The organism is Streptomyces cahuitamycinicus, assembly GCF_002891435.1.
In the GTDB taxonomy this organism is placed as follows: domain Bacteria; phylum Actinomycetota; class Actinomycetes; order Streptomycetales; family Streptomycetaceae; genus Streptomyces; species Streptomyces cahuitamycinicus.
Window position 1 is genome coordinate 1 of record NZ_POUC01000003.1, and the last position, 14291, is coordinate 14291.

Below are 14291 nucleotides of genomic sequence, written 5' to 3' on the forward strand. Positions count from 1 at the left end.
CAACACGTTCTGGGTGATCCCGGGGGAGCTGACCGAGGCGGTCCGGACCGTCACCCGGGCGTTCGGCGACGAGTCGACGGCAGGCCCTCACCACCCCGCGCAACCCGAGGGAACAGCCACCGCCGACCCTGGCGATACGTCGTACGAAAGCCGGGTTCCAGAGCTCGATGCAGGCTCGGCGGTTTCGCTTGACGCCGCGGCGGCCGCCGACGAGGCCGGGAAGCAGGCCGCCGCAGCGGTGAGCGACGCCAAGGCGGAGGCTGAGGCCGCCATGTCGCCCCAGGTGCCGCGCCGGGTGCAAAAGTCCGGCGACTGAGCTCGCCCTCGGGCTGCCGCCTGGACCGCCGAGACAAATCGTTCGTATAGCTCATCAACACTCGCTCGGGGGTCAGACGTCGTCCGGTCAGCCGAGAAGCCGGGCGCCGATGACGGCGGTCTGCAGGGTATAGCGGTGGACGGGGTCGGCGGGGTTGGTCCCGGTGAGCGTGTGGATGCGTTCGAGGCGGTACGTCAGGGCCCGCACGCTCAGACGAAGCCGCCGTGCCGCCTCGGCCGCCACGCAGCCCGCCTCGAAGTACGCGGTGAGGGTGTCGATGTGAGGCTTGGCACCACCGCGTGCCTGCTGGAGCGGGCCCAGAGCGCTGTGGACGAGGTCGGCCATGGCCTGCCGGTCGCGGGTGAGGACGGGGTAGACGAGCAGGTCGGCGGCGCGCAGAACAGGGTCCTCCAGATCCAGGCGGTCGGCCAGGTCGAGGGCGTTGAGGGCTTCCTCGTAGGAGCCTCGGCCTCCTGCTCGGCCGCGTAGCGCTGGGCGTCGGCCGGCTTGCGGACCTGGGTGTCGAGCTGACGGTCGGTCAGCGCGGCCTGCCGCTCGGCGACCTTCTCCTGCTGGATGAGGATCTCCTGCTGGCGGGCCGCCTCGGCGAGCGGACCGGCTGCGGCCGCGCGGGCCGCGGCCTCGTCGGTCTCGGCCTTGATCTCGGCCTGCTTGAGGCGAAACCAGGCCATCCGCAGACACCGCCTCTCCTTGCCCTGCCACCGTCGGTAGCTGCATCGTCACATGCTGACCTCTCGAAACGGATTGCCTGTTTCCGGCAATGTTTACGCGCCCTTTAGTGCCGAGCTCTCTACGGCCGGCCGACTGGCGGCCAGGGCCCCCGAATCCTCTGTGACAGTGTGTCAGGAGCAGGTACGCTTCCCCGCGGCGTGCCGGGAAGTCTGGTCGGTGATCTTGCGGACGAAGGCGGAAGTTTCGCCGATCGGGGGGCCGGACGTGGTGGTCAGCGTGCACTTCGCGGTGGTAGGTGTCCACGTGCCCCCGCTCCTCCTCCGACTGACACGGGAGTGCGGTACGGCATGATCCGGTTTCCACAGCCCGCACGGGGCGCGCCGCGTCCGGGACACATGATCGTGTGCGGTGACGACGCGCTCGCCGAGCGGCTGGCGGAGGAGCTCGCCACGATGTACCGGGAGCGAGTCACTCTCGTCGTACCGCCGCCGCCGCGTACCGGCGTCACTGCCGGAAGAGCGCTCGCCACGACTCTGCTCGGCCGGGTACAGGCCGCCATGAACCGTGCCGAGCCCTCGGTCGGATCCGGCCCCACCGCCCCACCACGGATCGTTGAGGCCGCCGAGCTCGACGCGGCCACCCTGGCCGCGGCGGGCGTCAGTGAGGCGGCGGCCGTGGCGCTCGTGCATGACGACGACGAGACCAACATCCGCGCCGCGCTGGCCGCACGTCGCCTCAATCCCCGTCTGCGGCTGGTCATCCGGCTCTACAACCGCAAGCTCGGACAGCACCTGGAGGAACTCCTCGACCAGGCCGCGGCCCTCGCTGTGCCCGGGCTCGACCCGGAGGCACTGGACACCTCCACCACCGTTGTGTCGGACGCGGACACGGCGGCGCCCGCGCTCGCCGCTACTGCCGTCGCTGGCACCAGCAAGGTCGTTCAGGCCGACGGACTGCTGCTGCGTGCTGTGGAACGCACGCCGCCTGACCACGGTCGGGCGGCCGGCCCCGGCCTGTGCACCCTCGCCCTGCTCTCGTCGACCACGAACGACCCCGCCGGGTCAGAGGGCTCGGACGCCAGCGGCCGCGAAGCACCCGTCTTGCTCCCCGATGACGACACCGTCGCCGAAGCCACCGGACATGGCACGGTGGTCCTCGAAGCAGTCAGCCACACCGCGTCCGGATCCGCACGGCGATGGCTGATGAAGCGCGGACTGCCGCTGGGTTCCCTCTTCTCACGCCGGCTGCGCTGGTCCCTGGCCGGTCTGGCGGCCTGCGTCCTGGGGGTGGCCGTCGCGTCCTGGCTCACCACCGGTGACCATCCGTTGCATGCCGCCTACCTCACCCTGCTCGACCTCTTCGCGATCGGTGACCCGGCGATCGGCGAACCCACGGCGCGGCAGGTTCTTCAGCTCCTCGCCGGTCTGGCCGGCCTGCTGCTCCTGCCCGTGCTGCTCGCGGCCGTCCTGGAGGCGCTCGGCGCCTTTCGCACCGCTTCCTCGCTCCGTCGCCCACCCCGCGGCCTGTCCGGCCATGTCGTCCTGCTCGGCCTCGGCAAGGTGGGCACCCGGGTGCTGGCCCGGTTGCGGGAACTCGACATTCCAGTGGTGTGCGTCGAAGAGGACCCCGAAGCACGCGGCATCCCACTCGCCCGCCGCCTGCGCGTTCCCACCGTCATCGGCGACGTCGCCCAGGAAGGCGTGCTGGAGGCCGCCAAGATCCACCGCGCGCACTCCCTGCTCGCCCTCACCAGCAGCGACACGACGAACCTGGAAGCGGCCCTGTACGCACGCACCGTCACACCGGACCTGAGGGTGGCCCTGCGGCTGTACGACGACGAGTTCGCCACGGCCGTCTACCGCACGCTGCGTGCCGCCCATCCCCGGGCGCTCACCCGCAGTCGCAGCGTCTCCAGCCTGGCGGCGCCGGCCTTCGCCGGAGCCATGATGGGTCGCCAAGTCCTCGGCGCCATACCGGTCGAGCGGCGCGTGCTGCTCTTCGCCGCCCTGAACGTCGCCGGACACCCGCAGCTGGAGGGGCGGACGATCGCCGAGTCGTTCCGCCCTGGAGCCTGGCGTGTCCTTGCCATCGACATGGCGGCACCGGACGAGCGGGTGCCCGATCTCGCCGCCACACCGGCAGCGGACGGCACCGGCCGCCCCGGCGGACTCGTATGGGACCTTCACCCGGGATACGTGCTGCGGCCCGAGGACCGGGTGGTGCTCGCCGCGACCCGTCGGGGCCTGGCAGAACTCCTCGGCCGGCAGACACCCCTCCCGCTCCGCAGGGCTGGCGCATAGCGCTGCGCAGACCATGGGAGGCGGGAAGGAGGACGGGCTGTCGGCCGGCGTCGCAGCATCAGGGCTGTCATGGACGGCGTGTGGACCGGTGGAAGAGCTGGGCGGTGAGTGCCCCCACGAGGCAGGCCCAGGCCGGCGCGCCGGTGATGCCGATGTGGTCCCAGCCGAGCAGGACGGTGGCCGCTGCCGCGGTCAGGGCCTTCTTGTCGGTGACGGGGGCTCACTCCTCGCGGGCTGTGCCCGCATGCCGGAGTTCGACGAGCGCGGTGTTGCTGGCAACGGCCGCCAGAACGATCACCGGTGCGAGCGCAGGCGTGTCGTCGGTCATCAGCCGGTCTGTCCGCCCTGCCGTTCTGCCGCGGTGGCGCTGCGTTGGTAGATGTCGGGGATGCCGTCGGCGTCCGTGTCGAGGTTCTCCTCCTCGGACAGGCGCCGGTAGATCACGTTACGGCGGCGCAGCAGGACAGCGGCCAGTGCCGCCGACAGGAGGGAGCCGACCAGGACGGCGGCCTTGACGTGCTCCCCGACGGCGCTGCTAGGAAAGGCGAGCTCGCCGATGAGCAGGGCGACTGTGAAGCCGATGCCCGCAAGGGCCGACAGACCGAAGACGTCGGCCCAGGCGAGCTCTGGGTTGAGCCGGGCCCGGGTGAAACGGGCCGCCAGGTAGGTGCCGAGGAAGATACCGAAGGCCTTGCCGGCGACCAGGCCGATGACCACCCCGAGCGGTTCCGGTGAGGTGAACACCTGGCTCAGCGCGCCGCCGGAGACGCTGACGCCGGCGGCGAAGAGGGCGAACAGCGGTACCGCGACCCCGGCGGACAGCGGGCGCAGCAGGTGCTCGGTCCGCAGGGCGGGCGACTGCTTCTCCCCTTCGTCAGGGGTGGTGCGCAGCAGCAGCGCCATGGCCACACCGGCGACCGTGGCGTGCACCCCGCTGTTGTACGTCAGCGCCCAGACGGCCACACCGAGCGGCACGTACCACCACCAGCCGGCCACCCGGAACCTTTGCAGCAGGTAGAAGACGACCAGTCCGGCCGCCGCCCCCAACAGTGCCCACAGGTTGATCTGGGAGGTGAAGAAGACGGCGATGACGAGAATGGCGCCGAGGTCGTCGACCACGGCCAATGTCAGTAGGAAAGCCCGCAGGGCCGACGGCAGGTGAGTGGAGATCACGGCCAGGACCGCGAGGGCGAAGGCGATGTCCGTTGCCATCGGAATGGCCCAGCCCTCCATGCTGCCGCCCCCGGTGCCGACGGTCAGGGCGTACAGCGCGGCGGGGACGGCCATGCCGCAGATCGCCGCCACCGCCGGCAGCGCGGCGGTGGCGGGGGTGCGCAGCTCGCCCACCACCAGCTCGCGTTTCAGCTCGATGCCGGCGACCAGGAAGAAGATGGTCAGCAGACCGTCGGCGGTCCAGTGCCCGACGCTCAGGTCGAGCCCCAGGGCCGCTATCCCGAAGTGGAACTCCCGCACGGTTTCATAGGCGTCGCTCCAGGGGGTGTTCGCCCAGACCAGGGCCACTACGGCCGCGGCCAGCAGGGCCATGCCGCCGACCGTCTCCGTCCGCAACGCGCCGGCCACAGCCTGCCGCTCGGGCCACGGAAGAAAACCGAGAAAGGGCGGACGCGAACGCGGAGTAGCAGCCATGTGAGTGTGAACCTCCGGTGGTCGGCAACGGGCATACAGCCCCTGACAGACGCCGACCAGGCTTCCCGGCACACCCCGCGTCATCTCTGACGCGTTCCCTACACCCTAACGGCTGATCTACGGTGGGCCCACCGCAGGCAGGCCGTGCCATGGCCGCATCGCGCGGACATAGCGCCGAGCGCCGCTTCTCGCCGGTCCGCCGTCTGGGCCCGCTCGGTGGCGCGGTCGATGATGGCCTGCGCGAGCAGACGTTCGGAAGCAACCCCTGCGGACTCCATGAAGGCGGGCCCTTCATAGCGCTCCTACAGGCAGGCGTGCACGGGGCGCAGTGGCAAGCCGTGCGGGGCCGCTGCGTCCGCGGCCCGGTCGATCGCGCCCAAGCTGCCTTCTGATCCGTCGGCTCCCACCACGATGGGCGGCAGCATCGGTCTGGCCGCCTTGGTGCGTGCGACGGCCTCTACAGCACGGCGTCCGTCCCGAGATCAGTCGCCTTCCCGGCCCGTCGGGGGAAACCCGGTGCCCCTTCGCGTTGAGCTGATCGGCTCCTGCTCGGGCACGTACTCCCGACACAGCGGGTTGTGGCACGGGCCTGCGGTCCAGACGGGAACGAAGACGCCCATGGTCTTGTGTCGTTTCACAACAGCGTCTACGGGCTCCCTGCATGAGCGGCAGACGTGCCCGGACGACGCGGTTGCCCTTCTCTGCTCGCCTATTCCCATAGCTCCACTTTACGGCATATTTACTATCTTTTGGTGGTTGCTTGGGCTCTCTCAGGTGTCGGGTGGTTCGGCAGCACCGTGATGATTGCCCGGCGGATCCCGGTCAGCTGCATGAGAGGCATCCTCGGCGGGAGCAGAGGCGGGCATGGCGTCGGCGTCGGTCCGCGATCGGTCATCAGTGGGGCTGGACGGCAAGGGCCGAGCCATGCTCAGCCCGATGGAAGTGGCCAGAACGGCGACGATGACGGCGAGGCTGACGAGTGAGGGGATCTCTGGAATCGCGGTACTGATCGTTTTGTGTGACGCCTGCAGGATGAGCTTGACCCCGATGAAGGCGAGGATGAGCGCCAGGCCCTTGCTGAGGTAGTGGAAGCGGTCGAGCAGTCCGGCGAGCATGAAATACAGGGCGCGCAGTCCGAGGATGGCGAAGGCGTTGCTGGTGTAGACGATGAAGGCGTCACTGCTGACGGCCAAGACGGCGGGCACGCTGTCGACGGCGAAGACGAGGTCGGCGGCTTCGATCGCGGCAACGACGGCGAGCAGCGGCGTGGCGACCCGTTTCCCGGCCTCCTTGACGAAGAAGTGGGTCCCCGCGTATTCGTCTCGTACCGGGATGACCTTGCGAAGCAGCTTCACGGCGATGCTCTGGCCGGGGTCGAAGCTGTCGTCCTCCTCCTTGTAGATCTTGTATGTGCTGTAGAAGAGGATCGCGGCGAAAACGAACAGGACGGCGGTGAAGCGGCTGACCACCGCCACACCGGCGGCGAGGAAGATGCCGCGGAAGACCAGGGCGCCGAGGACACCGAGAAACAGCACGCGGTGCTGGTAGGCGCGCGGCACCTTGAAGTAGCCGAAGATCAAGGCGAAGACGAAGAGGTTGTCGACCGACAGGCTCTTCTCCAGAAGCCACGCGGTCGTGTACTCGACTCCGGCGCTCGTGCCGACGACCGCGAACACCACGCCGCCGAAGACGATCGCCAAGCCCACCCAGACACCGCTCCAGGCGGCGGCCTCGCGGAAACCGATGACGTGTTCCCGCCGGTGCGCGAGAAGATCGACCGCCAACGACACCAGCACGGTGACGGCGAACGCCACCCACATCCACAGCGGCACGTCATGCACGGTTCCGACCTCTCCACCGTCATCGACCGGCAGTCTTCTTACGAGTCTGGGCCATGCGACGAGGGCTGTCTCCCTGGTGCTGGTGCACGGACGCTGAATGGAACGGCTCTGCGCCCACCAGCACGGTCCTGCTCAGGAGTCCACCAGCGCCGGCCGCTCGTGCCGCGTTCACCGAAACCATGCATGCGTGGAGAGTTCCGGGCGTATGCCGCGCTCGGCGCGGGCGAGGACGACGGCGCTGGACAGCAGCCCGACGTGGCTGAGTGCTTGCGGAAAGTTACCGAGGAAGGAATGGTCGTAGGGGTCGATCTGCTCGGCGAGCAGGCCGAGCGGGCTGGCGCAGGAGCACAGCTTGTCGAACAGTTCCGCGGCTTCGTCGATGCGGCCTTGGCCCGCGAGATTGTCCACGAGCCAGAAGCTGCACAGCAGGAAGGCTCCCTCCGGCTGGTCCAGTCCGTCGGGTGAGTCCTGCGGCAGGTAGCGGTAGAGGAAGCCGTCGCCCGCGCCGAGGCGTTCGGTGATCGCCTGCGTGGTGGCGACCATGCGGGGGTGATCGGCTGGAAGGACGCGTCGGAGTGGGAGGGCGAGGAGCGAGGAGTCCAGCCCTCCTGTCGCACCGAGGTGCTCGGTGAAGGAGTGCGCGCGCTCGTCCCAGGCGTCGTGGATGATCTGCCCGGTGAGGCGACGGGCCTCCGCGGCCCATGTGGCGGCGTTGCCCGGCAAGTTCAGGCGGATGGCGAGACGTGCGGCCCGATCCAGGGCGACCTGGCACATCGCTGCGGAATACGTGAAGGGGCGCGCCTGGGTACGTACTTCCCAGATGCCGTGATCCGGTGTCCGCCAAGCGCTGCGGGCCTGCTCCGCCAGGCCGGACAGGCGATGCCACAAGCCGGCGCTCAAGGGCCGGCCGGTGGCCGCCCACTGGAAGGCGCAGTCGAGGAGCTCTCCGTAGACGTCGTGCTGGACCTGTTCAGCGGCGGCGTTTCCCCACCGTACGGGGGCGGAGCGGTCGTAGCCCTCCAGTTCCGCCTCGATCACCTCCGGCGGCGGAGGCCGGCCGTCCACGTCGTACAGCACGCGCAGTCGCCCGTCCCGCCCGGCGGCGGTCAACGCCCAGTGGAGAAAACCTCCAGCTTCGTCGGGAAGACCGATCCGGCGCAGGGCGAACACGGTGTAGGCAGCGTCGCGGATCCACGCGTAGCGGTAGTCCCAGTTCCGGTCGCCTCCGATGCGCTCGGGCAATGAGGAGGTCGGTGCGGCGACGATGGCGCCGTTCTCGGCGTAGTCCAGCAGCTTGAGGGTGATGGCCGAGCGGCGCACCAAGTCCGGACGGGGAGTGTCGGCCATCACGAAGGCTGACCAGCGACGCCACGCTCGTACGGTGTCGTCGAGGCACTGGGAGGCTGATCGTCCGGAGCCGGCAGCATGTGGTTCGCTCCAACGCAGGCGGACCCAGAGGTCTTCGCCCTGGCTCAGACGCAGTGCGCATTCGAGACCGGGCAGGGGTCGGGACGTGGCGAGGTGGAGTTTCACGGACTGCTTCGGGCAGGTCAGTTCCCACCCGTCGGCGTGACGCTCGACCTGGGTTTCGCCGCGTGGCCGCACCGCCACCCTCAGCTCGACAGAGCCCTGCGCGACACGCACGTGCCGAAGCAGTTCCCCTGTGCCGACGGGAGTGTCCACCTCCAGCCGTGCATCCGGTCGGAGGGGGAACACGTCAGTGATCTCGACGAGGCCGGTGTCCGCCCTCAGTTCTGTCACGAGGACGCCGGTGTCCTCCAGATAGTGCTGGCGGCTCAGCCGTAGCCCGTCCGGCGCCAGCAGGAAGGACCCGCCACGGTGGCGGTCGAGCAGCGAGCAGAACAGGGGCGGAGCGTCGAAGCGGGGCACGCACATGAAGCTGACGGTGCCGTCGCGGCCCACCAAGGCGCACGTGCGACCGTCGCCGATGAGGCCGTGGTCCTTGATCGGCAGGTAACCCGCCGACGGTGCCGGCGACCACTCGTTCATGCGTGACCAGTACCCATCGAAAACGAGCCGGATCACTCCGAGGGTTGCAGCGGGCGGGAGGGCCAGTCCAGGAGGCGGGCGCCGAGGGCTGCGGTCTGCAGGATGTATCGCTGGTCGGGGTCGGTGGGGTCATGGCCGGTGAGTTGCCGGATACGGGTGAGCCGGTAGGTGACGGTACGCACGCTCACACCCAGCCGACGTGCCGTGGTCGTGTTCAGGCAGCCACTGGCGAAGTACGCGTCCAGGGTTTCCAGAAGTGCCCGGGGCCCGCCTCGTGCTTCTTCCAGGCCGCCGAGGACGGTGGCCACCAGGTCGGTGATGGCGGCGCGGTCCCTGCCGAGGACCTGGAAGACCAGCAGGTCAGAGGCGTACACGCGCGGGGCGGTCAGACCGAGCTGGGCGGCGAGGTCGAAGGTGCTGCGCGCCTCCTGGTACGAGCGGACGATGCCACTGGGACCGGGCCGCGGGCGGCTGACGGCGATGCGGCAGGGCTCGTCGACCGCACTGCGCACCGCAGTGGCGAAGAAGTCGGGGACATGCGGTACCGCGCCGGGCGATACGCACACGAGCAGACCGTCCTTGGTGGTGATCAGCACGTCCTGTGTGGTGAACCGGGCGGTCAGCGCGTCTTCCACGTAGCGCGTGGTGTCGTCTCCCGCGCCGAACGGCTTGCCCGCCCGGGCGACGGCCACGCTGTGTGGCCCGACCAGCCGCAGCCCGAAGCGTTCGGCCCGCTCGGCGAGGCGGCCCAGGTCGGTTCGGCCGTCGAGGAGGTCGTCGACGAACTCCCGCCGCATCGCCTCCTCACCCCGAACTGCCGCACGATGGGCGGTTTCGTAGCCCTCGGTCAATGCCACGCTCGCCTCGCCGATCGCCCTGATCAGAGCGGAACCGACCTCCGCCAGGTTTTCGGGCTCCCGAGCTCGCCCGGTGCCTGACAGGTCCGTCCAGACCCGGTGGAGGGAGGTGAAGTACTCGGCGACCAGGATGCGCAGGGCTGTCCCGCGGCCGGCCGCCGTGGCGGCGAGCTGCCGCAGTTGCTCAAGGTCCTCGTGGGACAGTCGCCGTTTGTCGAGGGAGGCGCCCATGAGCTGGTTCAAGTGGCGTTCCATCGCTGCCGCCGGGGGTTCCTTTCCCTTGACGGATGCGGCATCCCGGACGGGAACCGCGGCAGACGGTGCCACTGGATGCGTGGCTTGGGGACGCTTTCCTGTCGGCATGCTCCCATCTTGCCGGAGGGCGGCAAAGAATGAGGGGCCGAGACGGCCATGTTTGTGCCTGCTCGGCAGGCGTCCAGCCGATCCGCCCGGGTAATCCGTGAAGTGACGCGCCGGTGGAGAAACCTGCGAGCAGGGGGTATTGCGCTGTGTACCCGAGCGGCCTTCTCTCGTCGGCCAGAAGGATCACTCATCCTCCTGGTGGTGTTCGCCTGCCTGCTGGCAGCCCCCGCACGGGAGCGTGCCCGGTGGTCCAAGGTCATCCATGCCAAGGGCGAGTTCGAGGCTGCCCAGACCCTGGCGGACGTCGTGGAGCGGATCGAGGGCCACCGCGCCGCCATGCATCTGCGGATCCTTTCGACCATGGCCGAAATCTCCGGCAGCGAAATCCCACTCCCTGCCCATGGAAGCCAAGCGGTGCCCGTACCTCATGGACCAGACGGCGATGCACTCCGCGACCGAGTCCGCGTCCCCCGAACGCAGGTGATCGGTATGAACCCCTCGATGGACGACCGGCGCGTCCTGGCAGAGATGGAGCGCCGCCTCTCCCAGGACGACCCCGAGCTGGTCGGGCTGATGGACGCGCTGAACCATCAGTTTCCCGATGCCCAGGCCGACAGGGATGCCTTTGAGGACGCAGACGCCCACGACGAGGCAGGCGCCCATGAAGTCGACGACCTACGCCTCGACTGGCGCTGGAAGGCCATCGTGGTGTTCGCCGTCGTGCTGGTGGCCGGTCTGATCCTCACGGCGGTTTTCAACCGGTCAGCCTCGACCGACGACAAGCAGGGACCACTGAACAGCCGTGCTCCGGCCGTAGCCGTTGACACGCATGGCAGAGGGATCCCGGGCCCGGGCGAGCACCCGGGCACCGCCGACCGTGGGGCTGGTGGTGGCCGACTTCGGCGTCGTCGTGCCCGCTGCTGCCCGGCTGAGACACCGTCAGAAGGTCTGTCGCATGGGCGTACGTGCCAAACCTGCATCGGCTCACCGTCTTGCTGCCTCCCTGACACCTGCCAGCGAAAGTGATCCGCCCATGACCAGGAAAGCGACGTCCACCGTCATCCACCCCCATCGAGTGACACCGGCAGCAGACGGATGCCGTGCGGGTGCCGGCCCGTGGACACCGCGGCACATCGGTTCCGGCGTAGGGCCGCCTGCCCCGGTCCGCAGGAGAAGGCCATGAACAACTCGGTACGGATGGGCCGCGTTCTCGGGGTGCCACTGCGCATCCACTGGACCGTGCCCCTGCTCGTGGTGCTTTTCGGCTACAGCCTGGGCAGCCAGACCCTCCCGGCCATGATCCCGGACCAGTCGAACGCCACGTACACCATCGCCGGCCTGGCCGGGGCCCTGCTTCTCCTCGCCAGCCTGCTGGCCCATGAGGCCGCCCACGCGATTACGGCTCGTAAGAAGGGCATCTCCGTCGAGAGCATTACCCTGTGGGCCCTGGGCGGCATGACCCGGATGGGCAGGCCCCGCACGGCCGGCTCGACTTTCTGGATAGCCGTCAGCGGGCCGCTCACCAGCCTGCTCGCGAGTGCGCTGGCCCTCGGGGCGGGCATCGGGCTGGACACCTTGCCCGGGACGGCCGTGCCCGCAGCCGTCCTGCTCTGGCTCGGCTGGGTGAACCTGGTCCTCGCCGTGTTCAACCTGCTGCCCGCCGCGCCGCTCGATGGAGGACGGGTGGTGCAGGCTCTGACGTGGTGGCGTACCGGAGATCAGGATCGCGCTGAGCGAGTGGCCGCACGAGCCGGTCAAGTCCTTGGCGTCGTACTGATAGGCCTCGGGTGGATCGTCGTCCTGCGCGGCGCCCTGAGCGGTCTGTGGCTGACGGTCATCGGCTTCTTCGTCGTGATCGTCGCCGGCGCGGAACACCAGCGTGCGAGGCTCGCTCCTGCCCTGCGCGGCATGCGAGCGGCGGATGCCATGACGAGCCCCGTCGAGACATGCCAGGACTGGCTCACCGTGCAACGCTGCATCGACGACGTGGCCGCGCGGACCCACCACTCCACACTGGCCCTGATCGACTTCGAAGGGCGCCCCAGCGGTCTGGTCCACCTCCCGCGGCTCGCCAGGATCCCCGCAGCACAACGGGACACGCTTCGTGTGCGCGACGTGGCGACCCCCTGGGCATGCTGCACGACCTGCGCTCCGGACGACCTGCTGCAGGACGTGCTCGAAAAGCTCTCCTCGGGCCATGCCCTGCCCATCCTCGTCACCGAAGGGCAGAAACCGGCGGGCGTCATCACTGCGGACGACATCTTCCGGATCGCTCGGCGCCAAGCACTCCGCGGCACGGAAAGTCGGTAGAGGTCAGCAGGGATGGGATATCGGCCGATGGGAGCGTCACAGCACGGAAGGGTGCGGTGGTGGCGGTGGCGGCGGAATCCGCTGCGGCGGCGCAGTGACATCGTCGAAGCGCGGGTGTCGCTCGCCTCGTGGGTGGCCGCACGAACGGCAAGATCGCGGCTGAGCCCCTGACCGGTCAGGAGCCCCGGGGGGCACGCGATCTCGGAGGCGTGCTGACCGCGTCAGGGGCGAGCGGGGCCGTGCCGGCTGTTGCCTGGGTGGCTCGCCAAGCAACTGGAGCGCCACCGCCGCGGCGTTGGCAGGGGACCGGCCGGTGACGACGACGCTGCCGCAAGGCGGTCATGCGGCGGATAGGGGCGTTTTCGAGACGAAGAAGCCCTGCCGGGACGCTCCGGCGGGGCTTCCGCGCGGTGAATTGCGTCGGCATGTGCCTGTGGGCTTCTACAGGTTTGTGCTCCCTGGCGGTGATGAGGCAAGGGCAAGGCGCGCAAGGAAAACACCAGACGGCGTGGCGGCGCACAGGCGCTTCGTCAGTGACCGCGCTCGATCCAGGCGTCGAGGTGCGGGGCTTCAGCTCCGATGCTGGTGCTGTCTCCGTGGCCGGTGTTGACCGTGGTGTGCGGGGGCAGCGTCAACAGGCGGTTACGGATGGAGCGGATGATCGTCGGGAAGTGCGAGTACGAACGTTCTGTGGCTCCTGGCTCGCCATGGAACAGGGTGTCGCCGGTGAACGCCGTGGCCAGTTCCTCGGAGTACAGACAGATGCCGCCCGGCGTGTGCCCGGGGGTGTGCAGGACGGTCAGTTCCGTTGCGGTGACGGTGAGACGGCGGCCGTCGGAGAGATAGCCGTCCGGGTCCCGGTCGGAATGCGTGTGTCGCCACAGCAGACGGTCGTCCAGGTGCAGGAAGATCGGCGCGCCGGTGCGGTCGACGAGGGCGGGTGCGGCGTCGATGTGGTCGTTGTGCGTGTGGGTGCAGACTATGGCCGTCAGCCGTCAGCCGTCAGCCGTCAGCCGTCAGCCGTCAGCCGTCAGCCGTCAGCCGTCAGCCGTCAGCCGTCAGCCGTCAGCCGTCAGCCGGCGGTCGCCGATCGCCTCCCGGTCGATCCGGCCTCGCGAACGGTCTATCGACCCGGCGAGCTGGCCCAGTGCGATCTGTGGTTCCCCGACGCGGACATCCCCCTGGGCTATGGGCAGAGCGGACGCCCGCCGGTCCTGGTCATGGTGTCCGGCTACTCCCGCGTGATCACCGCCCGGATGCTGCCCTCCCGCAGAACCGGCGACCTGACCGACGGACACTGGCGGCTACTGGCCGAGTGGGGCGCCGTCCCAAAGACGCTGGTCTGGGACAACGAGGCCGGCGTCGGCCGCGGCCGCCCGACGTCCGAGTTCGCCGCGTTCGCGGGCCTGCTCGCCACCAAGATCTACCTGTGGCGCCCCAGGGACCCGGAGGCGAAGGGGCTGGTGGAACGGGCCAACGGCTATCTGGAGACCTCGTTCCTGCCCGGACGGCACTTCAGCGGACAGCAGGTCATCGTGCTCACCTCCGGCGGCGAGATCGTCGCCCAGCATGCCCGCTGCTGGGCCCGCCACCAGACCCTCACCGACCCCGAGCACGCCGAAGCCGGACAGGCGATGAGACAGGAAGCACGCCGCCGGCCCACAGGTCAGATCCACGCCGTCGGCTCCGCCTCCAGCCCGCTCATCGAGGTCGAACAGCGCGAGCTGGGCTCTTATGACCGGTTGTTCACCGTCATCGACGGCGGCGAGGGCAAGGAGGCCGGCTGACGGCCCACACCTCCGCCACCGTCGATGCTGACGCACCCTCCGCCGGCACGGCCACGGGTCGCAGGACCGGTCAGCAGACCGCCTCGACCTGGCCTTCCTGGCCCGGGCGATGAAGGCCCCGGCCCTCCTTGCCGCCGCCGACCGGCTCGCCGAACGGGCCCGCACGA

The 14291-nt window shown here is 69.5% G+C and carries 9 protein-coding genes and 5 pseudogenes; 6 read left to right on the forward strand and 8 right to left on the reverse strand.

All coding sequences use genetic code 11. The features are described 5' to 3' along the window. Positions 1-316, forward strand: a pseudogene (locus C1J00_RS00730) (SPFH domain-containing protein); the annotation flags it as partial. An 87-nt stretch (positions 317-403) separates the two neighbouring features. Here the strand turns inward: C1J00_RS00730 and C1J00_RS00735 are convergent. Together C1J00_RS00735 and C1J00_RS44945 are read right to left on the reverse strand one after the other, a co-directional pair. Then, a pseudogene (locus tag C1J00_RS00735) lies at positions 404-886 on the reverse strand (PucR family transcriptional regulator); the annotation flags it as partial. Then, positions 778-999 (reverse strand): annotated as a pseudogene (locus C1J00_RS44945) (flotillin family protein); the annotation flags it as partial. The pseudogenes C1J00_RS00735 and C1J00_RS44945, both read right to left, overlap by 109 nt. Positions 1000-1356: 357 nt before the next feature. Between C1J00_RS44945 and C1J00_RS00740 the strand changes: the two are divergent. Further along, positions 1357-3309, forward strand: coding sequence for an NAD-binding protein (locus tag C1J00_RS00740; protein ID WP_439333368.1), 1953 nt, complete (start codon positions 1357-1359; stop codon positions 3307-3309). 327 nt (positions 3310-3636) lie between these two features. On the opposite strand, the gene nhaA is transcribed toward C1J00_RS00740, so the two are convergent. The 5 genes from nhaA to C1J00_RS00765 form a co-directional block, all read right to left on the reverse strand. Continuing rightward, entirely contained in the window at positions 3637-4956 is a 1320-nt protein-coding gene (gene nhaA / locus C1J00_RS00745) for a Na+/H+ antiporter NhaA (RefSeq protein ID WP_102907087.1), read from the reverse strand. A 302-nt stretch (positions 4957-5258) separates the two neighbouring features. Next, positions 5259-5381: a universal stress protein gene (locus C1J00_RS47800; RefSeq protein WP_107501862.1), complete on the reverse strand. Its 123-nt coding sequence runs from the start codon at positions 5379-5381 to the stop codon at positions 5259-5261. Positions 5382-5726: 345 nt separating this feature from the next. Further along, positions 5727-6797 carry a TerC family protein gene (locus C1J00_RS00755; RefSeq protein WP_102907089.1) on the reverse strand — a complete coding sequence of 357 codons (1071 nt, stop codon included), beginning with the start codon at positions 6795-6797 and terminating at the stop codon, positions 5727-5729. 168 nt (positions 6798-6965) lie between these two features. Further along, on the reverse strand, positions 6966-8807 hold the full coding sequence (locus C1J00_RS00760) for a glycoside hydrolase family 15 protein (protein WP_102907090.1): 1842 nt from the start codon (positions 8805-8807) through the stop codon (positions 6966-6968). A gap of 32 nt (positions 8808-8839) precedes the next feature. After that, positions 8840-10027 carry a PucR family transcriptional regulator gene (locus C1J00_RS00765; protein ID WP_500691466.1) on the reverse strand — a complete coding sequence of 396 codons (1188 nt, stop codon included), beginning with the start codon at positions 10025-10027 and terminating at the stop codon, positions 8840-8842. 198 nt (positions 10028-10225) lie between these two features. Here C1J00_RS00765 and C1J00_RS46225 point away from each other — a divergent pair, with 198 nt between their 5' ends. From C1J00_RS46225 to C1J00_RS48525, 3 genes and pseudogenes are all read left to right on the forward strand, one after another. Then, on the forward strand, positions 10226-11053 hold the full coding sequence (locus tag C1J00_RS46225) for an SPFH domain-containing protein (RefSeq protein WP_102907092.1): 828 nt from the start codon (positions 10226-10228) through the stop codon (positions 11051-11053). A 153-nt stretch (positions 11054-11206) separates the two neighbouring features. Further along, a complete protein-coding gene (locus C1J00_RS00775) occupies positions 11207-12337 on the forward strand; it encodes a site-2 protease family protein (RefSeq protein ID WP_102907093.1) in 1131 nt (376 codons plus the stop codon). Between the two features lie 27 nt (positions 12338-12364). Then, positions 12365-12478 (forward strand): annotated as a pseudogene (locus tag C1J00_RS48525) (Rv1733c family protein); the annotation flags it as partial. A gap of 389 nt (positions 12479-12867) precedes the next feature. Here C1J00_RS48525 and C1J00_RS00780 read toward each other — a convergent pair. Then, positions 12868-13329: pseudogene (locus C1J00_RS00780) on the reverse strand (MBL fold metallo-hydrolase); the annotation flags it as partial. Positions 13330-13557: 228 nt separating this feature from the next. Between C1J00_RS00780 and C1J00_RS00785 the strand changes: the two are divergent. Further along, on the forward strand, positions 13558-14124 hold the full coding sequence (locus tag C1J00_RS00785) for a hypothetical protein (protein WP_342751635.1): 567 nt from the start codon (positions 13558-13560) through the stop codon (positions 14122-14124). The last annotated feature ends 167 nt before the right edge of the window (positions 14125-14291 follow it).

Coding starts and splice junctions, on each gene's coding strand:
- C1J00_RS00775 (WP_102907093.1), top strand. CDS start 11,207: ATGAACAACTCGGTACGGATGGGCCGCGTTCTCGGGGTGCCACTGCGC.
- nhaA (WP_102907087.1), bottom strand. CDS start 4,956: ATGGCTGCTACTCCGCGTTCGCGTCCGCCCTTTCTCGGTTTTCTTCCG.
- C1J00_RS00765 (WP_500691466.1), bottom strand. CDS start 10,027: ATGCCGACAGGAAAGCGTCCCCAAGCCACGCATCCAGTGGCACCGTCT.
- C1J00_RS00785 (WP_342751635.1), top strand. CDS start 13,558: ATGGTGTCCGGCTACTCCCGCGTGATCACCGCCCGGATGCTGCCCTCC.
- C1J00_RS00740 (WP_439333368.1), top strand. CDS start 1,357: ATGATCCGGTTTCCACAGCCCGCACGGGGCGCGCCGCGTCCGGGACAC.
- C1J00_RS47800 (WP_107501862.1), bottom strand. CDS start 5,381: ATGCTGCCGCCCATCGTGGTGGGAGCCGACGGATCAGAAGGCAGCTTG.
- C1J00_RS00760 (WP_102907090.1), bottom strand. CDS start 8,807: ATGAACGAGTGGTCGCCGGCACCGTCGGCGGGTTACCTGCCGATCAAG.